The organism is Cyclobacterium sp. SYSU L10401, assembly GCF_010993705.1.
Taxonomy (GTDB): domain Bacteria; phylum Bacteroidota; class Bacteroidia; order Cytophagales; family Cyclobacteriaceae; genus Cyclobacterium.
In genome coordinates, this window is the sequence record NZ_WOFO01000007.1 from 262,335 (window position 1) to 283,091 (window position 20,757).

The window sequence follows — 20,757 nt, forward strand, 5'->3', positions numbered from 1 at the left end:
TTTGTACGGCGTTTTTTCATAATTCATTCAATTGATTTGCAGTTTTAATTTAGCTTTCATTTAATTTTTTTGGAATTTCTCATCCAAACCCGGTCTCCTCCAATTAGAGACTCAGCGCTTATCATTCGTTTTTGGTCTTTATTCATTGTTTTTATTCGATGGAATAGTGGTTTTCAACACTTTTTTACGCTTGTTTTCCTTTTCATATTGCCTCATTATCTCGTCAAAATATTGCTTCATGCGCTCTTCCAATTGGGCCTTCACTTCCTGATCTTCCAAGCCCTGCAACAACTCCTCAAATTCCTCCCGGGAAATCTTATTATTTACAAGCCGCTGAAACAGAGCTTCTGGTTTTGTCTTTTTCATGTGTTTGCCCTCCAACGTATATACCCCGGCATACCAAAAAAGACTATCTATCCGATTTATATTTGTGATGAAATAATTGTTAACCAACTTAACAATTCATTAAATGGCCCGATTAGGCCAAATGCTGTATTTAAAGATATAGACAATAACCAGTAACTGTTTGCCTTTTCCCTGAGGCCCAAAATGTCGCTGACAAAGGCTTAAACATGCATCTTTCAGGTATAAAGGGGCTACCCTCTTAGAGGAAAATTTAAAAAAAAACCCGTGACCGTCCTTACAGGCTATAAAAAAGATTTCGTTACCCATAAAAAAATACTAATCCCTTTATGAAAAAAATACCTAATCTGATCCTTTTCTTGAGTATAATACTTATTTCATGCGGACAGAGCGAAAACAGTCTTAAAGATTTACCGTCCGTTTCAGCGGCGATGGATGACATTGTTTCCCGATTATACACTGATTGGGATAAACCTACATTAGATACAATTTCCCATGATTTTATTGAGGAATACCTCAGCGAAGTCGAAAAAGAGGTGCTGGCCAGCCAGTATTGGAAAATGGAGGTCAATGTTCCCGTCACCGTTTCGTTAATGCGCGACAAAGCACAAGAAAAGATCCCCTATTGGCTGGAGCCCTCCGGATTTAAAAGAACGGACCTGGAAGTTAAAAACAGCATTTATACCTATGAAATCTGGCAAAAAAATTTCGATGCCGGGGAAATAAATTTGGGCATCAATGGCTTCGGCAAACACCGCCCTGTTTATTTTTTAGGATTGGCTCCCCAAAACCCGGATGAGGATTTGGAAATCACTCCCATTTATCCGGAAAACCAACACATAGAAACATTTGAAACCGGGGCATTTACTTATCATGATTGGGATGGTCTTACCCTCACAGAGGTGCCCCAGGCAGTCAAAGGACAGCAATTGCTGACAACCATTCGGGGAAGAGCCCGGGAAGCACACCTGGTCAATGCCTTCAGGACAACCGATTTTCCAACAGGAAAATCCCCTGACCAGGTATTGCTGACCTGGAGCGATGATCCAACCACCACCATGGATATACAATGGAGAACCGACGAAACGGTACCTGAGGGACAAGTTAAATACTGGGAAGAAGGATCGACCGATACGTTAACTTCAAACGCTGAAAGGTTTTTAATGGAAGATCGGCTTTTGCAAAATGACCGGTACATGCACCGCTTTACGGCAAAGCTTCAATCACTCAAACCTGCAACAGGATATGAATATAGGGTAGGTAGTGATGCCGGAGGCTGGTCTTCCACGGAAACTTTCGCAACAGCACCCAGAGAAAACAAATCTTTCTCTTTCACCTGGTTTGGGGACATTCACAATTCCGACATATGGGGTGAACTCATCAAAAAATCTGAAAAACAACATCCTGGCGCAGCTTTTTACTTTTCATCCGGCGACCTGGTAGACACCGGTTTACACAGGGATGATTGGGACAAACTTTTTGCCTATGCAGGAGCGCCTATTGCCAGAAAACCTTTTCTGGCGGTACCGGGAAATCACGATAGCCAGGATGGCCTGGGAGCATGGATGTACGAAGAAATGTTGAGCCTTCCTTCGGATAGTCCCCATCAGGAAATGGCAGGAAGAACCTATGCTTTTAATTACCAAAATGCGCTTTTCCTAATGATTGATGCCACGCTTCCATTGGATGAGCAAACCGCATGGATAGAAGAAAAACTAAGTGAAACGACCGCAGCCTGGAAATTTGCAGTCCTCCATTTTCCTCCCTATAACGGGGTGGAACCTTACCCTGATATTCAGGAAAAATGGGGTCCACTTTTTGACGAATACCATGTAGATATGGTTCTTGGAGGCCATTTTCACTATTACATGCGCTCCAAACCTATACATAACGGTGAAGTCAAAAACTCTCCTGAGGAGGGAACCATCTATTGGATTTCTATAGGAACCACAGGAAAAAATAAAGACATAGAACGTGAACCCTATGCGGAAGTTCAGTTTCCTGGAGAACACCTGTACCAATACGTTACCATTGACGGGGACAAGCTGAATGCAGTAACCATAGACCTGGAGGGTAAAACAGTGGATCAATTTACCATCAACAAGTAGCCATTTACCTTTGTCTCTGGCAAAAAAGCCTACCCTGCTGAAAGGCAGTCGGTAGGCTTTTTTTATGAATCATTTTTTTTGACATTACTTGGAAGATCCCCAATATTCCATGTATTTTTAAACTTACGAAAAGCGATGGATCTTGGTGGGAAAACGGTTGAACAAAGGAACAGGTCATCCGGAACCTGGAATTCGCCACTTCCCCGCCAAATTTATACAGCGGCTGATTTCGCAGTATTTTCAGTTATCGAACTCGGGTCCGGATTTACATCATGACAAAAAATACCGGTTCCCGAAACAAAGGTCAGCCAGGCCACCAATCCTTTACAAACAGAAAAACGAACTTGCATGTACCTCATATTTGACACCGAGACCACGGGTCTACCCAGAAATTACAATGCCCCCATGTCGGATTTGGAAAACTGGCCCCGTCTGGTCCAATTGGCCTGGCAACTTCACGATGAGAAAGGGGCTTTGCTTTCCCAAAATAATTTCATCGTCAAACCGGATGGTTTTACGATTCCCTACAATACGGAGAAAATCCATGGTATATCTACCCAAAGGGCGCTAAAAGAAGGACATGAGCTGAACAAGGTCCTGGAGGAGTTTGAAAAAGACTTGCATCGCTGCCAGTTCCTCGTGGGGCACAATATTGGGTTCGATATCAATATTGTAGGTGCAGAATTACTGAGATGCGAGCATGCCATGGTCCCCTTGGAAAAGAGCACCCTCGATACCAAGGATATTTCTACAAACTTTTGTGCCATTCCTGGTGGCAAAGGCGGGAAGTATAAATGGCCCACACTATTGGAACTGCATACCAAACTCTTCGGGGAAGGTTTCGGGGATGCCCATGATGCTGCCTATGATGTAGATGCTACAGCCAGGTGTTTTTTCGGACTGATCCAAAAAAAGGTACAGGCTCCTTCAGAGGGAATTGCTCCTGAGGAAGTGGTTTACGAATCGCCTCAACTGGATGAAGCCAATTTTTCTGCTGCCAAAGATGAAAAGAAAGTTGCAGCCAGGGAAATACTGCGGGCAGCGGATGGGGCAGATATCTCAGACCTGGCAGATACCGCCTTTAGCCATTTACATGTGCATACTCAGTTCTCCATTCTTCAGGCCACCTCAGAGATCCCTGCCATGATCCGACGGGCAAAAGAGATGGGCATGCCGGCCCTGGCCATGACTGACCATGGCAACATGATGGGAGCATTCAATTTTGTAAAAGAGGCTTTTAATCAGGGAATCAAACCAATCATCGGCTGCGAGTTCAACGTTTGCAGGGACCGGAAAAATAAATCCAACAAAGACGATGGATTCCAAACGGTCTTGTTGGCCAAAAATAAAACCGGCTATCATAACCTGGCCAAACTGGCCTCTTATGCGAATATTGAAGGTTTCTATTATTTACCGAGAATTGACAAGGAATTGCTGGTTCAGTACAAGGCTGACATCATTGCCACCACTGGAGGGCTCTGGGGCGAAATTCCCTATTTGATTTTGAATGTTGGAGAAACCCAGGCCGAAGAAGCATTTGTCTGGTGGCTGGAGCAATTTGGAGACGATTTTTACATTGAATTAAACAGGCATGGCATACCGGAGGAAGAAAAAGTCAATGAAGTGCTGCTGCAATGGGCAGAAAAATACAAAGTCAAATACTTTGCGGCCAACAACAGTTACTACAATGCCAAAACCGACGCCAAGGCTCATGACATTTTGCTGTGCGTAAAAGATGGTGAACTGGTCGCAAAACCAAAAAAATACGTTGGAAAAAGAGGTAGGGAATTCAGGTATGGCTTTCCCAACGAGGAATTTTATCTCAAAAGTGCTGAGGAAATGAAAAAGCTTTTTGCAGACATTCCCGAAGCTATCAGTTGCACCGGTGAGATCGTTGAGAAGACAGAAGCTTTTAAATTGGAGCGGGATGTTTTACTTCCCAAATTTGACATCCCCCAGGAATTCATTGATTCACAGGATGATGTTGACGGCGGCAATAGGGGGGAGAATGCTTACCTCAGGCACCTGACCTATGTGGGTGCTGAAAAACGATACGGCAATATCACTGATGAAATCAAGGAAAGGCTTGATTTCGAGCTTGAAACCATTGAGAGAACCGGTTATCCGGGTTATTTCCTGATTGTACAGGATTTCACCAGAGCAGCCAGAGATATGGGGGTGTCCGTGGGACCCGGTAGGGGCTCCGCTGCCGGCTCAGCGGTAGCTTTTTGTGTAGGCATTACCAATGTAGATCCGATTGCCTATGACCTGCTTTTTGAGAGGTTCCTGAACCCGGATAGGGTCTCCCTGCCTGATATTGATATTGATTTTGATGATGAAGGGCGGCAACGTGTCATCGAGTACGTCATACAAAAATACGGTGCTAACCAGGTAGCCCAAATCATCACCTATGGTACCATGGCCGCCAAATCTGCCATAAGGGATACCGCCCGGGTATTGAATCTCCCCCTATCCGAAGCAGACAGGCTGGCCAAGTTGGTACCCGATATCAAGTTAAAAAGCCTCTTTGAACTCGCCAATGACCGGCCAAAGTTGGCAGCGAAACTAAAAAACAACAACGAAAACCTGGACAAAGCCCTGGAACTGATCCGGATATCCAAAGGAAATGATGACAATTCCAAAACGGTAAACCAGGCAAAGGTACTGGAAGGATCTGTCCGAAACACCGGTATCCATGCCTGTGGGGTAATCATTACCCCGGATGATATTACCAATTTCGTCCCTGTAGCGCTGGCCAAGGATTCAGATATGGTATGTACCCAGTTTGACAACTCCGTGGTAGAAAGTGCGGGACTGCTTAAAATGGATTTTTTGGGATTGAAAACCCTGACCCTGATAAAGGATGCCGTAAGGATCATTCAGGAGCGTCATGCGATTTTGCTGGATCCCGAAAACTTCCCCATAGATGATGAAAAAACCTATGAACTTTTTCAAAGGGGGGAAACTGTAGGCATCTTCCAGTATGAATCTGCAGGCATGCAAAAATACATGCGGGAATTAAAACCTACTGTTTTTGCCGACCTCATTGCCATGAATGCGCTCTACCGACCTGGACCATTGGAATACATTCCCAGCTTTATCAAAAGAAAGCATGGAACAGAGGCCATTTCCTACGACCTGGAAGACATGAAAGAGTTTCTGGAAGAAACTTATGGCATTACGGTCTACCAGGAACAAGTAATGTTGCTCTCACAGAAACTCGCCGGATTTACCAAGGGCGAAGCCGATGTATTGCGAAAGGCAATGGGCAAGAAGCAGAAAGATGTGCTGGATAAAATGAAGCCTAACTTTATAGACCAGGCCGTAGGTAAGGGGCACGATGCCAAAAAACTGGAAAAAATATGGCGGGACTGGGAAGCTTTTGCTTCTTATGCTTTTAACAAATCACATTCTACCTGCTATGCCTGGATCGCCTACCAGACAGCCTATCTGAAAGCCCACTATCCGGCAGAGTACATGGCTTCGGTTTTGAGCAATAACATGAATGACATTACCCAGGTAACCTTTTTCATGGAGGAGTGTAAAAGGATGGGAATAGAGGTATTGGGACCCGATGTCAATGAATCCAAAAGTGACTTTACCGTGAATGTAGAAGGTCAGGTAAGGTTTGGTATGGCTGCCATCAAAGGTGCTGGAAATGCGGCTGTACATGCCATCATAGAAGAGCGGGAAAAGGGTGGTTTGTACAAAAACATCTTTGACTTTACCAAAAGGGTTAACCTGAAAGCTGTTAACAAAAAAACCATGGAGGTATTGGCCATGGCGGGAGGCTTTGACTGTTTCAGTGACTTTCATCGCAGACAATACCTGGAAGCTCCTGAAGGAGAAGCAAGCCTGCTTGAAAAAGCTGTAAAATACGCCCAGAAAGTATTGCAGGAAGAAGAAAGTGCCCAGGTTTCGCTCTTTGGTGGTGGAAATGGAACGGATATTCCAGTTCCTTCCATTGCCCAGCTGGAGCCCTTCAGCCAACTGCAACAATTGAACATTGAAAAAGAAGTGGTAGGCCTATACATTTCCGGTCATCCACTGGACCAGTTTAAGGTAGAAATCGAAGCCTTCACCAATACCAAATTACCCGAACTTGCAGATCTCTCTCAATTTAAAACCAAAGGTGAAATCAAATTGGCGGGGGCGGTTACCTCCTTTGCCCACCGGACTACAAAGAATGGCAAACCATTTGGTACCCTTACCCTGGAGGACTACCATGGAGCGCACACCTTTTTCCTATTTGGGGAGGACTATGTGAAATTTAAGGAGTACTTCATGACCGGTTGGTTTCTATTCCTTTCGGGAAGTGTCCATCCCAATAAATACAAACCAGGAGAGTATGAATTCAAACTCAATCAAGTAACCTTATTAAATGAGATCCGTGGCAGAATGATAAAAGGCCTCCGGGTACATATAGACCTGGATGACCTGGGACTTGAACTGATGGAAAAACTGGAGGCCATCACCAAAAAATACAAAGGAGACGCAAAACTTTATATCAATGTCATCGATAGCAAGGAAAACATTACCCTTGACCTGATGTCTTCCAAATACCGGATAGACCCATCCAACGATTTGATTCAGGCCCTGGATCAAATCCCTGAAGTAGCCTATAAAATCATTTAATCATCAGGAAAGAAAAATAATGACAGCATTCCGGAACTTATTGCTTCAGAAACGGATTAGAATATATATTTTCAAAAAACCATAATTACAATAAAATGGCTAAAGCAATTGAAATAACAGATACCAACTTTGATGAGATTATCAAGTCAGAACAACCTGTATTGATGGACTTTTGGGCAGAATGGTGCGGACCCTGTAAGATGATTGGGCCAATTGTAGAAGAGTTGGCAGCAGATTACGAAGGAAAAGCTACCATTACCAAGCTTGATGTAGATTCCAATCCGGATATTGCCTCTAAATTTGGAATCAGAAGCATTCCAACACTGTTGATTTTCAAAGGTGGCAAAGTAGTGGATAAAGTTATTGGAGCAGTACCCAAGTCAGTACTTGCGGATAAGTTGGAAGCTCAGATTTAAAAATTAAAGCATCCTTTAAATATTACAATGGCCCCTCTTCCAAGGGGCCACTTTTGTTCTTTTCTTATTTTTCTATGCGAGCAATAAACTTTTGAATTTATTCCTTTCCAAGTCAAAAAAAAGCGGAAGCCTAAGAAGTCTGTCCTGGTATCTTTCTGCATAAATCAAAGGCTCTCCCTGGTATTGGCTTCGGAAATGGGGACTTTGATGCAGACATTGGTAGTGAAACACAGACAAAATACCCTTATTTTTTAAATGGTTGATGAGCTGCTCTCTCCCAGCCTCCGCCTTACAAAGCAGGTAAAAAACATGATAGTTATGTGCTGCAAATATTGGAACGATCGGTTTTTCAATCTCAAACCCAGGGAGCAATGAATGAATGTTTTGATAGTACCAGTCCCAGATAATTTTTCTTTTCTTACGAATGCTTTCCAATTGTTCCAATTGTGCCCATAGCCAGGCAGCATTGATTTCGGAAGGGGCAAAAGCACTTCCCAAACTTACCCATTCGTAAGCGTTGGAAGAACCCTGATCAAAAGATTTTCTATTGGTACCCCTGTTCCATATTTCTTCTGCCCTGTCAAAAAAGGATGCCTCATTTACCACTAGCATTCCTCCTTCTCCACAACTGATATTCTTGGTTTCATGAAAAGAAAATGTAGCCAAATGCCCCATGCTACCCAAGGGGATTTCCCTGTCATCATGGCTTATATAATAGGCATCAATAGCTGCGGCGGCATCCTCTATCAGAAAAATACCATTCTCTTCGACCAAATCAGCAATCATTTCCATATTGCAGGCCACCCCACCATAGTGTACGATGACCAAAGCCTTGGTGCGGGAACTGATTAAGCGTTGAATTTTGGTTTCATCGATAGCGGGATAATCCGGTCGGCAGTCAGCAAAAACCAGGGAACAGCCCCTCAAGGCAAAGGCATTGGCCGTACTGACGTAAGCATAACTGGGTAAAATCACTTCATCTCCCGGCCCTAGTCCTAACAAAAGGGCAGCCATCTCCAAGGCCTGGGTACAGGAATGGGTCAAAAAAGCCTTACCAAATCCATATTTTTTTTCAAAAAATCGCTGGCATTTCCTGGTATATTTCCCATTTCCAGACAACTTCCCCTCATTTATGGCATCCTGTATGTAAGCCCATTCGTTTCCGGTTTGATATGGCCGATTAAAGGGGATTTCATACATATCAGTGAGTTTCTGAAGTGGATTCGGGGCTACTACCGGGTTTTTTAATTTTTACTTCCGATTTATAGTAATTCAGGTGAGAGACACCACCTGAAACAATAAATTTCATGATCTCCGTGCTATTTACATTCTTCAGCCGGGTTACATTACTTCTAGGCACCAGGTAAAGGTTACCGCTGAAATTATAGGAGTGCGGAAAGTAAACCGCTACCAACTCTTGCTGATCCAAAACTGATAGATCATCCTGGGTCATGAAGCCGAGACGCGACATGTTATCGGACAACTTCACTACAATGGGCGTGTTAAACTTCTTCTTATCCCCTACAAATGCAGACATCAGGTCTTTGATACTGGTGTATAGGATATTCACCAAAGGGATCCTGAAAACCAATTTCTCCAACTGTTCAAATAGGGATTTGGTAATAAAAATACTGGTCAGATACCCTACCAGGGTGATAAAAACCAGCATCACCAAAATACCCAGGCCTGGAATATCCACTGGAATAATATTATCCAGAAATCCAACGGTCAAAATGATGATATATGCCGTCAGAAAAAATGGTACAACAAAGAGTAATCCTCTCAGAAAATACCCTAAAATCCGTTTAGAAGTGAAATCAGACATGGCTGTAATCGATTGAAATGTAAATATAAACACAAAAAAACCCTGTTCAACTATAATGTGAACAGGGCTTTATCATTTATTCAATTTGAATATAAACCGAGTATTTATAAGTCGATTCCCATAAAGGACATAAAGGCAACGCCCATAAGCCCAGTGATCAGCATGGTGATGCCCAATCCCTTCAGCCCGTTGGGGACGTTGGAATATTTTAGTTTTTCCCGGATGGCGGCAAGTGCCACTATAGCAAGAAAGAAACCTGTACCCGAACCAAATCCATATACAGCGGCTTCTGCCAGGGTATAGTCTCTTTGGGCCATAAAGAGCGAGCCACCCAAAATGGCACAGTTTACAGCAATCAATGGAAGGAAAATGCCCAGTGCTCCATAAAGAGCTGGAGCAAATTTTTCTACTACCATTTCAACAAGCTGTACCATGGCTGCGATGATCGCAATAAACATGATAAACCTAAGAAAAGTAAGGTCTATCGTAGCGAAAGACTCTCCCAAAAATGCCAGGGCTCCCTCTTTAAGAATAAACTCATTCAATAGCCAATTAAGGGGTACCGTAATGGTCAAAACGAAAATCACAGCCGCCCCTAATCCAAGTGCCGTACTCACTTTTTTGGAAACAGCCAAAAAAGAACACATGCCAAGGAAATAGGCAAACACCATGTTATCAATAAATATTGACCGTATTGCTAAGTTAAATAATTCCATTTTATCCTTTTGTTAATGTTCTACATAACCTGTTTTGGATCGCTGCACCCAAATCAGTAATCCCAAAATAATGAATGCACCTACAGGAGAAACCATCAATCCATTAGTAGCCAATTGAAAGTCATCTCCGAACAAACTGGAAATGCCATCAAAAATTGGTATACCAAAAAGGGAACCCGATCCCCACAGTTCCCTGAAAAAGGCAACCGTCAAAATTATCCAGGAATATCCAAGGGCACTTCCAAAACCATCAAGGACGGAATCATAAGGCTTGTTACCCAAAGCGTAAGCCTCCAGTCTACCCATCACAATACAATTGGTAATAATCAATCCCACAAATACTGACAATTCCTTGTACATATCGAAGGCAAAGGCCTTCAGTACTTCATTTACCAGTGTTACCAGGGATGCGACTACCGCCAATTGCACAATGATCCTGACCCTGGTAGGGATTTTATTCCTTAGCAGGGAAATGGATAAGTTGGCCATTACCATTACAAAGATCACCGACAAGGCCATCACCAGCGTAGGCTGCATTTGTGTGGTAACTGCAAGTGCGGAGCAAATTCCCAAAACCTGAATGGTTATCGGGTTATCGTCTACCAATGGATCTGTAATCAACTTCTTTCTTCTTTTCGAAAAAAGGTCTTCAGCATCCTTTACCGCTACTTCTTTTTCAGCTGTTTCTGTACTCATATCATTTTAGTATTCAAAATTTTCAGACTAATTCTGTGCCATTCTGGGAGAACCTTCTTTTTTCTTTTCCATGTAGCCTTTGTAATGGTCCAGGTAGCTTTTCAGCATTTTATTTACCCCATCGGCAGTAATGGTAGCCCCTGACAGGCCATCAACTTTATGAGGGTCGCCGGAATAATCCTTTCCTTCGCCCTTCTGCATTACCACAGATACCAGTTCTCCATCCTCATTATAAATCGACTTCTCTTTGTAGCGCTGCTGCACGTCAGTAGATGTAATTCTGGCTCCAAGCCCTGGGGTCTCTCCTGCATGCGAAAAGGTGATTCCTTCGATGGTGGCCATATCCGTTTGCAAGGCCAGGTAGCCCCAGATATTATCCCAGAGTCCATTTCCATAAACCGGGAAAATATAGGCATTTGCAGCATCTTCATCTCCCTCTTCATGAAAAATAAAGACCGGATACAACCTTTCTTCAGGAGCCTTTTTATAGTTCTTCCCCACATCAATGGTCTCTGCGGTCACCTGGGCGCCGTCCTGCTCCTCCACCTCTTCTCCTTCCAGGTTCACCACCTTGGAGGAAATTCTGTTTTGGTAAAATTCATTGATTTCCTCAGGCTTCATCTCCGAAATTTCATCGGCAGACATCACGGCACCCAAAATTTGCTTTTTGGTGTCCAGTTCTTCTGCCTTTTTCTGAATAGGTTTTAGTACTTCTGAGGTACCTGATAACAATAAACCCAAAACAACGGTCAGGATTATTGAAAATGTAATGATATACGCATTAGACTGTTGCACGTTGTAACCTCCTTTTCTTGTTTGCTTTTACTACATAATGATCGATCAATGGGGCAAATACATTCATAAATAGCACTGCCAGCATGATCCCTTCAGGATAAGCCGGATTGGTAACCCTGATAATAATGGTCAACACACCAATTAAAAGGCCATATATCCACTTGCCAGATTCGGTTTGGGCAGCTGAGACGGGGTCTGTCGCCATAAACACAATTCCAAAAGCAATTCCTCCCATTACCAGGTGATAGTGGGCCGGCATGGCCATAAATTCATTTACTGCCAATAGTTGCATGACTGCAGCCATGATGTAGGCTCCTCCAAATGCACTTACCATAATTTTCCAGCTAGCTACACCGGTAAAGAGCAAGATGGCAGCTCCCAAGAGTACCATCAAGGTCGAAGTCTCTCCAATAGAACCAGGAATGAATCCAAAGAACATGTTTGCAAAACCAAACATTCCATCCATTACTGCCGAATTATGTTCCGACAGGTTAGAAACTGCATTTACTCCTTCCTGTCCGGACTGATAGGCTACTGCCAGGGCAGTGGCACCGGAAAAGCCATCTATTGGGGCTTTATCTCCCAGGTACGTCCACACCTGATCTCCGGAAATCTGCGCTGGATAGGCAAAATATAAAAAAGCCCGCGCCGTCATGGCTACATTCAAGATGTTCATCCCTGTTCCCCCAAATACTTCTTTGGCAATGACTATAGCAAATACAGTGGCCAATGCTACTTGCCATAGAGGGGTTGTAGCAGGAACAACCAGGGGTATCAACATACCTGTAACCAGGAATCCTTCATTGATGGGGTGCTTTCTAACTACTGCAAAGGTAGCTTCTACCAAACCTCCTGCTGCATAGGACACAATCACTATGGGCAAAACAAGGGTCAGTCCAAGAATAAATTTGTCTCCAAAACTTGCCGTTTCCCCTACTGCAAGAAAATGCATGTGACCCGTATTGTAAATACCGAAAAGAAGACAAGGAATCATGGCAATCACCACGGTGATCATCATCCTTTTCAGGTCAATGGCATCCTTTACCTGGGCACCTCTTGGAGGAGTGGTATGCTTGGGCGAAAACAAAAATGTCTCACCTGCCTCATACAAATAATAAAGGTTCTCTAATTTTCCTCCCTTTTGAAACAAGGGTTTCTGTTTATCCAACAGATTACGTAAAAACTCCATATTGTTAACTGTATTGAATAAGTTCTATACCTTTTCTAACTATTTCCTGGACAGGGTGTTTTGAAACATCTACAAATTCACAAAGGGCAAGATCTTCTTCAATCACCTCATAGATTCCCAACTCCTCCATTTCATCAAAATCCTCTGCCATGATGGCCTTTAGCAAATAAACAGGATAAATGTCCATAGGGGTTACGCTTTCGAATACTCCTGTCTGAACAAAAGCCCTTTCCTCGCCCCTGGCATTGGAATCCAATACATATTCTTTTTTCGGGAAAAGAAAAGACAACAGGCCGAGTGCCTTGTGGTAGCTCAGTTTTTCTTTGGTAGGCTTCATCCAACCCAGGAACTCATAATAATCTCCCTCTGGAATGACCGTAATCTGATGCTGATAAAAACCCACATACCCGTCCCGGTTGATTTTTTCACCAGTGAGTACGTTCCCTGAGATAACCCTTATCTTCTCCGTTTTGGTATTTCCACTAACAAAGCTATCTACACAACTGCCCGTATAAGTCTGCGCATAAAGGGGAGTTTTTATTTCTGATCCTGTAATCGCAATCAGCTTGGAGGCATCATAATTTCCATTGGCAAACAGTTTTCCTATTTGTACCACACCATAAGGATTAATGGTCCAAACCGTTTCTCCTTTATTGACAGGGGCAAGGTGGTGGATATGTACACCCACATTGCCAGCAGGATGGGGTCCCGAAAAATAGCTCGTTTCTACTCCTTGAATATTAGAAAATTCAGAGGATTTATTTTCTCCGGATAAGCCAAGGTATATTTTACCTTTGGTTAACTTTTGTAAAGCCTTGACACCCAGCTGAAAATAATTGGATTGACCCTTGATCAAAAAATCATAATCAGGAGCCAGGGGATGGGTATCAAATCCGGAAATGAAAATGGCTTTTGGCTCATCTTCAGGGTTGGCTACTATGCCATAAGGGCGCTGAATGAGCTGAGGCCAGGCACCGGTAACCGTCAGGTGATCGACAATTTTCTCCCGGCTTGCTGCCTGAATGTCTCCTTCTGTAAACTTCTCAAAACTTTCAAAATCAATTTCAGTGTCTGCCAGAATTTTGATCTCCAAAAGTTTTCTTTTTTCTCCACGTTTGATTTCAACAATTTCTCCGGATACAGGTGCGACATATTGCACTTTCTCCATTTTCTTGTCAAATAGTATGGGGGTACCTGCCTTCACCAAATCACCTTCTTTCACAAGGACCTTTGGTCTTTGCATTCCGATGAAATCTGTAGGCTTGATGGCAAAGGTTTTGACAGGCTGGAAATCACCAATTTTTTTTTCGGCTTTTCCTACCAGGCGTATATCAAACCCTTTCTTAAGCTTGATTTGTTTTGACATATTTAATTTTTGAAACTATATGGTCCTATGAAAAACGCCTCAAATCTAATAAATTACATTAGTTTTAAGAAGCTAATTCTATGATTATTTACCAAATTTTAAACAAAATGCCTTATCCAGCACCTTTGTTTCATTAGCCTGTTGCCACCGGATTTTCATCCAGAGAAAGCAGGTATTCCCTAACCTGTTCCATCAACCACATCGGTGTAGATGTGGCACCACATATCCCGATATTATCTTCGTGATGTATCCATTCAGAATCAATATCCTGCTCATTTTCTATAAAATAACTTCTTGGATTCTCTCCCTTGCATACCTGATATAAGGCTTTACCATTGGAGCTTTTCTTGCCGGAAACAAAGAAGATTACATCCTTTTCCTGAGAGAACTTTTGAAGTTGAGGCTCCCTGTTTGAAACCTGTCTGCAAATAGAGTCGTTGGCATTGAAATCCATCTCCTCCAAACGCCCTTTCTCCGATTTGATCCGATCTTCGATTTTTTCCTTTAATTCATAAAAACCTTTGGTGCTCTTAGTGGTCTGGCTAAACAGGGTGACCGGTTTGGAAAAATCTATTTGATCCAGGTCTTTATCCTCCATCACGATAATGGCTTTTTCCAGGGTCTGTCCGGTAAGGCCAATTACTTCGGCATGTCCCTTTTTTCCATAAATAACTATTTGGCCCTCCTGTTTTTCCATTTTATCGAAAGCAGTCTTGACCCTGTGTTGTAATTTAAGCACTACCGGACAGGATGCATCAATCAGCTCTATGTTGTTATTGATAGCTGTGCGATAGGTTTCGGGAGGCTCCCCATGAGCTCGGATCAATACCTTACAATCTCGCAGGTAGCGGAGATCTTCCCGGTCAATTACAACCAACCCCTTGTCACTTAATCGCTTCACTTCCATGTCATTATGAACGATGTCACCAAGACAATAAAGCTTCTGGTTTCCGGCCATCTCATCCTCAGCCATTTTAATGGCATATTCCACACCAAAACAATATCCCGAATTCTTATCAATTGTAACTTCCATAAATCTAATTCATTCTCTCCTTAGCCAATTCAATTATCCTGGAAACCTGCTCCTCAAAATCAAGAAAGCTTGTATCCATTTCTATCGCATCACTCGCTTTAACCAGCGGGCTGACAGCCCTTTTTGTATCTATGGCATCTCTATCTTCAAGGTTTTCCCTAACCTCATCTATACCTACCATTTTTCCCCTTTCCAAAAGCTCCTTTTGTCTTCTTGCAGCCCTAATGTCCGTATCTGCTTTCATAAATACCTTTAACTCCGCCTCTGGAAAAACAACTGTACCAATATCCCTGCCATCCATCACAATTCCCTTCTTTTTTCCCAGCTTCCTTTGTTTTTCGACCATGGCCTCTCTTACATCTCCCAACTTACTGATTTCACTAACTTTGGAAGAGACCTGCATTCCCCTGATTTCCTCTTCTACATTAACCCCATTCAGGTAAACTTGTTGTATTCCGTTAGAGCTGTCATGGTGAAAGGAGATGTCAAGTTCCTGCAAACCAGTGCTTACCTCCTTTGGAATATTTGGGTTGATATGATTTTGTAAAAAAAACAAAGTAACGGCCCTGTACATGGCACCTGAATCCAGATAGGTATACCCTAAAGCCCTGGCTACTGCTTTGGCCGTGGTACTCTTCCCACACCCGGAATAACCGTCAATGGCAATGATTATTTTTTTCATCAAAAAAAATGAGTTGATACCTGCTTTCCTTTTCAAAGGCAAATATAGTATATTTATGACTATTCTGGGCAGCAGACCTATTATGTATTGGTTTTTATTCGTCTCAGGCAGGACAAACAACAGCATTAACACTATTTTAACTTTTCACAGAGGAATGACAACAGCTTTCAATGTAAGGGGACAATTCGTAGATATTCAAAAAAAGGACATTTATCCTGCTGAAATACAGGTCAGCAAAAATAAGATAAAAGCCATAAAACGCCTTCCACAGGCGCCTGAGCAGTACCTGCTTCCGGGATTTACAGATGCCCATGTACACATTGAATCTTCCTTACTTGTCCCGTCCGAGTTTGCGAGATTGGCCGTTTTACATGGTACGGTAGCTACCGTTTCTGATCCCCATGAAATTGCCAATGTCTGCGGAATGGAAGGAATTAAGTTTATGGTCAACAATGGAAAGGATACGGGATTTAAATTCTTTTTTGGTGCACCTTCCTGTGTTCCGGCTACACCATTTGAAACGGCCGGTGCTTCCATCTCTCCAGACGATATAGAACAGTTATTTCAAGAAACGGACATTCACTATCTGGCAGAAATGATGAACTGGCCGGGGGTGCTTGCAGGGGACGCTTTGGTACAGGAAAAAATAGATTTAGCCAAAAAATATGGCAAGCCTGTAGATGGTCATGCACCCGGCCTCAAAGGGGAAAATGCAGCCAAATATGCGGCAGCTGGAATAACAACCGATCATGAATGTTTCACCATTGAAGAGGGACGAGATAAAATCAGCTGTGGCATGAAAATAGCCATCAGGGAAGGAAGCGCTGCCAGAAACTTTGATGCCCTGATTGATCTCATGGATGAATCCCCGGAGCATTTGATGTTTTGCTCCGATGACAAACATCCTGACAGTCTATTGAATGGACATATCAATCAGCTGGTAGCCAGGGCTGTGGCTTTGGGAAAGGACCTCTTTGACGTATTGAGGGCTGCCTGCATTACTCCAGTAGCACATTACGGACTGGATGTAGGACTGCTACAGGAAGGTGATCCGGCTGATTTCATTGTACTGAAAAACCTGGTTGATTTTATTCCCAAACAAACGTATATCAATGGACATTTGGTCGCAGATAAAGGCATACCGCTGATTCCAAAAGTCAGCTGCAATCCCATCAACCATTTTAATGCACAGCCCCTTTCCAAGGATGCCTTCTTACTGCAGCATGAAACAGGTCCGGCAAAAATCATTCAGGTTTTGGACCGGCAACTGATTACCAAAACCCTGGAGGCAGAGGTGCTCGCAAAAGAAGGGCAAGTAAAAGCTGATACTTCTGAAGATATTTTGAAAATTGCCGTAGTCAACCGGTATGCTGCAAACAGCAAACCTCAGGTTGCTCTGGTCAAAGGTTTTGGGTTAAGGGACGGTGCTATCGCCTCCTCTGTGGCCCATGATTCTCACAATATCATCGTGGTCGGTTGTACAGATGAAGCCATGATAAAAGCAGCTAACCTTATCATCAGTCATCAGGGAGGACTGTCTGCAGTGACCGCACAAAAAGATCTTATACTGCCTTTACCCGTAGCGGGATTGATGAGTCACAAAGATGCCTTTGAAGTGGCTGAGCAATACACACAACTGGATAAGACAGCCAAAAACATGGGGTCAAATTTGCAATCTCCGTTTATGACTTTAAGCTTCATGGCATTGTTGGTCATCCCTCAAATTAAAATCAGCGATCAGGGTCTTTTTGATGGGGATGTTTTTCAATTCGTTTCGGTTTTCGATAAAAAACAGTAAAAATAAAAAATCAGACTTCAACAAAAGGTGGTGAATTTTTGGGAATACATAAAAAAACACGCAAATCATTTGTTCTTCTGGGAAAAAACCCCGGTTATGGAGAAACAAATATTCAATGCCACCTTGGTCATTGTATTCATTTTTATTTTTACCCTGATCCTATTTAATCTGTTTATTGGTAATGCCATTTTACTAGGTCTTTCCCTATTTGTGTTTTCAGAGGTTCTGATTTGCTTTTACCTGCTCCGAAAAAAAAATCAGTATAAATGGGCCTATTATATTTTCGGCTTGTCCATTTATCCCATTCTGGCCATAGCCTTCTTTTATAATGATGGTATTCAAGGCCCTACTTTTTATATATTGTTACTTTCTCACTTCGTCATCCTCAGTATCTCCAACCACGGGGGATTTGTTTTCTGGACTTTGGTAAATGGAACAGCCTTTATTGTTCTTTTCTATTTAGGCCTTTTTCATGAGGATTGGATACCTAAAATATACACCAACAAAGACATGGTTTTTGTGGATCACAGCCTCACTTATCTGGCATCCATGGCAGGCATTACGTTTCTGGTAGCGACTTTAAAAAATTTTTACCGCAGTCAGAAAAACAAAGTAAAGGAGAAGACCAATGAATTGATTCAACTAAACCGGAGTCTATCCAAGACCAGTGCTCAAAAAGATAAAATCATCACCATTATTTCCCATGATTTAAAAAACCCCCTGCAATCCATCATGCAGACCCTGGAGCTCATGAAAAATGGAGATCTTCCTCCGGATGAAGTAGAATTTCTACATGAAGAATTATTAAAAATAACCAGCAGGACCTACAATATGATGGAAAATATCCTGGATTGGTCCTCCTTCGAATTGAAAAACAAGGCCATCAGGGTAAAAGAGATTGATTTGAAATCACTTTTTGAAGATACTACCGAGATCTTTAAAGTAATTGCCAAGCAAAAACAAATCTCAATTAATCTGGAGTACAAAAAAAACCCGCAAGTCAAAATAGAAACCGACCGACTCTTGCTGATATATAGGAATCTTGTACAGAATGCGATCAAATTTACACCCAGTGGGGGAACCATTTCCATTGAAATCAATGCATCAGGAAAATGGGTGCGTATTTCTATTCAGGATAATGGGGTAGGTATTTCCGAAGAGCGCCTGAAAAATATATTTGAACAAGACATCAAATCTACTTATGGAACAGAACAGGAAAAGGGAACAGGCATGGGACTACATCTGTGTTTTCAGAATGCCCACAAACTGGGAGGACAAATAGAAGTAAAAAGTCTGGAAGGAAATGGATCGGTTTTTATTTTGACCATCCCGAATGGATTGTCCTGAATGACAACGCAAAGTTAAAAGCCCTGGAAAAGCTTGGATAATTCTCACTTGGATTTCCAGGCATATGCCAGCATGGGTAAATGGGCATAGCTCATTACCCCTGCCTTAACCCCCTGAGACTTTAAATATAAATCGTTGGATTTTCGACTCAACTCCAGAAAGTAGGGCCTGATTTCGAGGTTGGACTTTTGGATTTCCACAATATCCGATCTGATAGGCAGGGGAATCTTTTCTACCAATTGATGGTAAGCATCCCGGTCCATTTTATGCAAATCGTTTAACTGGTACCTGAAGAGTTTAAGATCTCCTGCGTAGTTCAAATAAGGATTTCTGCTTTCTGAACACACCAGCCAGGCCAGAAAATTTGCCTCTCCCTCATCTGTAATCCCAAATCCATGCGCCAACTCGTGGGCCAGCGTAAAGGTTTTTTCCAAAGGATGAAGGGAAGGATCAAGGTACCCCTCTCCCGCAAAGGGAAAATAAATACCGAAAATACCCATCCTCCTCATGATCCCTGCAGGGTAAAACTGCTTGACAGTGGGTTTACCACGCCAGGAATAATCCATCTCGGACAGAATGACCTTCATCTCTTCCCTTAGTAATTCCCTGTGATCTGAAAAATCCCATAAATCGACTAATGCATCACTGTCTTCCTGCAAATGCCTTCTGAGATTAAACAGGCCATCCTGGGTGGCTTCCATCTCTGTCAACAACAAATCCAGATGCAAGGGCTCGGGCCGCAGGGAAAGTTGCTGGAAAAGTGGAATCCTGTAATAATTAAATCCCCAAAGAAAAAGAAATAAAAACACCAGCCATCCGGCAAAGTTTATCAATCCCCTGAAGCAATAATTCAACCTCAGTTTGAAACCTTTGAAGTCCCTGACCAGCCTTGTCACAAACACCCATCCCAACCAGAACAATCCGATAAATAGAAGGTAAAAAGTTGGTAGAGGAATGAGGGTAAAGGAATAATCCAACATTCCTCTAATGGCAGGATAGAGCCCCTTCGCATACCAAATTTCGGTAAAGGCTGGAGAAATTTGAGAAATAAGCCTTAATAGCAAGGCGAAAAGTCCCAAGATACCCCCAATCCATCTGCTCAGAAACATTGACCTGATTTAGAGAAGCCTAATTTTAAACGCCTTCGGCTTCCACTCCTTTGACCTCCTCTAACATTCCGGTGAGCAGGTTCTCTATGCCTGCTTTCAAGGTAATGGTACTGGAGGGGCAGCCCGAACAGGCACCCTGAAGCAAAACTTTAACAATACCGTCCTGAAAACTATGAAAGACAATGGCTCCTCCGTCTTGCTCCACAGCCGGACGAATGTATTCATCCAGAATACCTTTAATTTTTTTTACCGTCTCACTGTCATTTTCATCGAAGAGGGGATCCTGGTCAAGTTGTGTAGCAATCGGTTGCTTGCCGGAAGATAAAAAATCTTTGATATGGTTCCGTATGTGGTCTTGTATGTCCTCCCAGGGAATGTCATTCCTCTTCGTAACGGTGACAAAATTGGATGCAATAAAAACCCTCTCCACAGCTGCAAAATTAAACAATTCCTTGGCCAGGGGTGCCTTCTCTGCACTTTTTTCATCCGGAAAATCAAAGCTAACCCCATCATCCGTCAACATAAAATTGGCGACAAATTTTAAGGAATTAGGATTAGGGTTGGCCTCCATGTAAAGGTGTACCGGCTTTTTTTCTGCTTCTAACATTGATGACAATATTTAAATATGCTTTTTTCTAAGGGTAAAACGCCTCAGAATCGCTGATGGTTCGGAAAAGAA

17 protein-coding genes are annotated in these 20,757 nt (G+C 42.7%); 5 read left to right on the forward strand and 12 right to left on the reverse strand.

The features are described from left to right. Positions 1-138: 138 nt before the first annotated feature. On the reverse strand, positions 139-366 hold the full coding sequence (locus GL182_RS17220; protein ID WP_163381007.1) for a hypothetical protein: 228 nt from the start codon (positions 364-366) through the stop codon (positions 139-141). Positions 367-692: 326 nt separating this feature from the next. On the opposite strand from GL182_RS17220, the gene GL182_RS17225 reads away from it, so the two are divergent. The 3 genes from GL182_RS17225 to trxA all read left to right on the forward strand — a co-directional run bounded on the left by GL182_RS17225 (position 693) and on the right by trxA (position 7,522). After that, positions 693-2,471, forward strand: a complete 1,779-nt coding sequence (locus GL182_RS17225) for a purple acid phosphatase family protein (protein WP_163381008.1) — start codon at positions 693-695, stop codon at positions 2,469-2,471. Between the two features lie 348 nt (positions 2,472-2,819). Further along, positions 2,820-7,106: a DNA polymerase III subunit alpha gene (gene dnaE, locus GL182_RS17230; RefSeq protein WP_163381009.1), complete on the forward strand. Its 4,287-nt coding sequence runs from the start codon at positions 2,820-2,822 to the stop codon at positions 7,104-7,106. A gap of 65 nt (positions 7,107-7,171) precedes the next feature. After that, positions 7,172-7,522 carry a thioredoxin gene (gene trxA / locus GL182_RS17235; RefSeq protein ID WP_262889349.1) on the forward strand — a complete coding sequence of 117 codons (351 nt, stop codon included), beginning with the start codon at positions 7,172-7,174 and terminating at the stop codon, positions 7,520-7,522. Positions 7,523-7,594: 72 nt separating this feature from the next. On the opposite strand, the gene rffA is transcribed toward trxA, so the two are convergent. The 9 genes from rffA to cmk form a co-directional block, all read right to left on the reverse strand. Next, positions 7,595-8,722 (reverse strand): dTDP-4-amino-4,6-dideoxygalactose transaminase, encoded by a 1,128-nt coding sequence (rffA, locus tag GL182_RS17240; protein ID WP_163381011.1) that lies wholly within the window; start codon positions 8,720-8,722, stop codon positions 7,595-7,597. Position 8,723: 1 nt separating this feature from the next. Then, on the reverse strand, positions 8,724-9,347 hold the full coding sequence (locus GL182_RS17245) for a DUF502 domain-containing protein (RefSeq protein ID WP_163381012.1): 624 nt from the start codon (positions 9,345-9,347) through the stop codon (positions 8,724-8,726). Between the two features lie 104 nt (positions 9,348-9,451). Beyond that, positions 9,452-10,063: an NADH:ubiquinone reductase (Na(+)-transporting) subunit E gene (gene nqrE / locus GL182_RS17250; RefSeq protein ID WP_163381013.1), complete on the reverse strand. Its 612-nt coding sequence runs from the start codon at positions 10,061-10,063 to the stop codon at positions 9,452-9,454. Positions 10,064-10,075: 12 nt separating this feature from the next. Further along, positions 10,076-10,759, reverse strand: coding sequence for an NADH:ubiquinone reductase (Na(+)-transporting) subunit D (locus GL182_RS17255; RefSeq protein ID WP_163381014.1), 684 nt, complete (start codon positions 10,757-10,759; stop codon positions 10,076-10,078). A 27-nt stretch (positions 10,760-10,786) separates the two neighbouring features. Continuing rightward, complete coding sequence (gene nqrC / locus GL182_RS17260) at positions 10,787-11,554, reverse strand: NADH:ubiquinone reductase (Na(+)-transporting) subunit C (RefSeq protein ID WP_163381015.1); 768 nt, start codon at positions 11,552-11,554, stop codon at positions 10,787-10,789. After that, entirely contained in the window at positions 11,541-12,743 is a 1,203-nt protein-coding gene (locus GL182_RS17265) for an NADH:ubiquinone reductase (Na(+)-transporting) subunit B (RefSeq protein WP_163381016.1), read from the reverse strand. Before GL182_RS17265 ends, nqrC begins: the two co-directional genes overlap by 14 nt. Positions 12,744-12,747: 4 nt before the next feature. After that, the gene (locus GL182_RS17270) at positions 12,748-14,109 is read right to left on the reverse strand and encodes a Na(+)-translocating NADH-quinone reductase subunit A (protein WP_163381017.1); all 1,362 of its coding nucleotides are present in this window, start codon (positions 14,107-14,109) and stop codon (positions 12,748-12,750) included. A gap of 133 nt (positions 14,110-14,242) precedes the next feature. After that, positions 14,243-15,142, reverse strand: a complete 900-nt coding sequence (locus GL182_RS17275) for a 4-hydroxy-3-methylbut-2-enyl diphosphate reductase (protein WP_163381018.1) — start codon at positions 15,140-15,142, stop codon at positions 14,243-14,245. Positions 15,143-15,146: 4 nt separating this feature from the next. After that, a complete protein-coding gene (cmk, locus tag GL182_RS17280) occupies positions 15,147-15,824 on the reverse strand; it encodes a (d)CMP kinase (protein WP_163381019.1) in 678 nt (225 codons plus the stop codon). 154 nt (positions 15,825-15,978) lie between these two features. Between cmk and ade the strand changes: the two genes are divergently transcribed. Further along, the gene (ade, locus tag GL182_RS17285; protein ID WP_163381020.1) at positions 15,979-17,622 is read left to right on the forward strand and encodes an adenine deaminase; all 1,644 of its coding nucleotides are present in this window, start codon (positions 15,979-15,981) and stop codon (positions 17,620-17,622) included. 96 nt (positions 17,623-17,718) lie between these two features. Next, positions 17,719-18,969 (forward strand): sensor histidine kinase, encoded by a 1,251-nt coding sequence (locus tag GL182_RS17290; RefSeq protein ID WP_163381021.1) that lies wholly within the window; start codon positions 17,719-17,721, stop codon positions 18,967-18,969. Between the two features lie 44 nt (positions 18,970-19,013). On the opposite strand, the gene GL182_RS17295 is transcribed toward GL182_RS17290, so the two are convergent. Both GL182_RS17295 and GL182_RS17300 read right to left on the reverse strand, forming a co-directional pair. Then, positions 19,014-20,078 (reverse strand): DUF3810 domain-containing protein, encoded by a 1,065-nt coding sequence (locus GL182_RS17295; protein WP_163381022.1) that lies wholly within the window; start codon positions 20,076-20,078, stop codon positions 19,014-19,016. A gap of 25 nt (positions 20,079-20,103) precedes the next feature. Continuing rightward, positions 20,104-20,685 carry a NifU family protein gene (locus GL182_RS17300; protein ID WP_163381023.1) on the reverse strand — a complete coding sequence of 194 codons (582 nt, stop codon included), beginning with the start codon at positions 20,683-20,685 and terminating at the stop codon, positions 20,104-20,106. Positions 20,686-20,757: the final 72 nt, after the last annotated feature.

What these genes read in the sequence shown, in the direction of transcription:
- GL182_RS17220 (WP_163381007.1), bottom strand. Translation starts at nt 366, where the DNA reads ATGAAAAAGACAAAACCAGAAGCTCTGTTTCAGCGGCTTGTAAATAAT.
- GL182_RS17225 (WP_163381008.1), top strand. Translation starts at nt 693, where the DNA reads ATGAAAAAAATACCTAATCTGATCCTTTTCTTGAGTATAATACTTATT.
- dnaE (WP_163381009.1), top strand. Translation starts at nt 2,820, where the DNA reads ATGTACCTCATATTTGACACCGAGACCACGGGTCTACCCAGAAATTAC.
- rffA (WP_163381011.1), bottom strand. Translation starts at nt 8,722, where the DNA reads ATGTATGAAATCCCCTTTAATCGGCCATATCAAACCGGAAACGAATGG.
- GL182_RS17245 (WP_163381012.1), bottom strand. Translation starts at nt 9,347, where the DNA reads ATGTCTGATTTCACTTCTAAACGGATTTTAGGGTATTTTCTGAGAGGA.
- nqrE (WP_163381013.1), bottom strand. Translation starts at nt 10,063, where the DNA reads ATGGAATTATTTAACTTAGCAATACGGTCAATATTTATTGATAACATG.
- GL182_RS17255 (WP_163381014.1), bottom strand. Translation starts at nt 10,759, where the DNA reads ATGAGTACAGAAACAGCTGAAAAAGAAGTAGCGGTAAAGGATGCTGAA.
- GL182_RS17265 (WP_163381016.1), bottom strand. Translation starts at nt 12,743, where the DNA reads ATGGAGTTTTTACGTAATCTGTTGGATAAACAGAAACCCTTGTTTCAA.
- GL182_RS17270 (WP_163381017.1), bottom strand. Translation starts at nt 14,109, where the DNA reads ATGTCAAAACAAATCAAGCTTAAGAAAGGGTTTGATATACGCCTGGTA.
- GL182_RS17275 (WP_163381018.1), bottom strand. Translation starts at nt 15,142, where the DNA reads ATGGAAGTTACAATTGATAAGAATTCGGGATATTGTTTTGGTGTGGAA.
- cmk (WP_163381019.1), bottom strand. Translation starts at nt 15,824, where the DNA reads ATGAAAAAAATAATCATTGCCATTGACGGTTATTCCGGGTGTGGGAAG.
- ade (WP_163381020.1), top strand. Translation starts at nt 15,979, where the DNA reads ATGACAACAGCTTTCAATGTAAGGGGACAATTCGTAGATATTCAAAAA.
- GL182_RS17290 (WP_163381021.1), top strand. Translation starts at nt 17,719, where the DNA reads ATGGAGAAACAAATATTCAATGCCACCTTGGTCATTGTATTCATTTTT.
- GL182_RS17295 (WP_163381022.1), bottom strand. Translation starts at nt 20,078, where the DNA reads ATGTTTCTGAGCAGATGGATTGGGGGTATCTTGGGACTTTTCGCCTTG.
- GL182_RS17300 (WP_163381023.1), bottom strand. Translation starts at nt 20,685, where the DNA reads ATGTTAGAAGCAGAAAAAAAGCCGGTACACCTTTACATGGAGGCCAAC.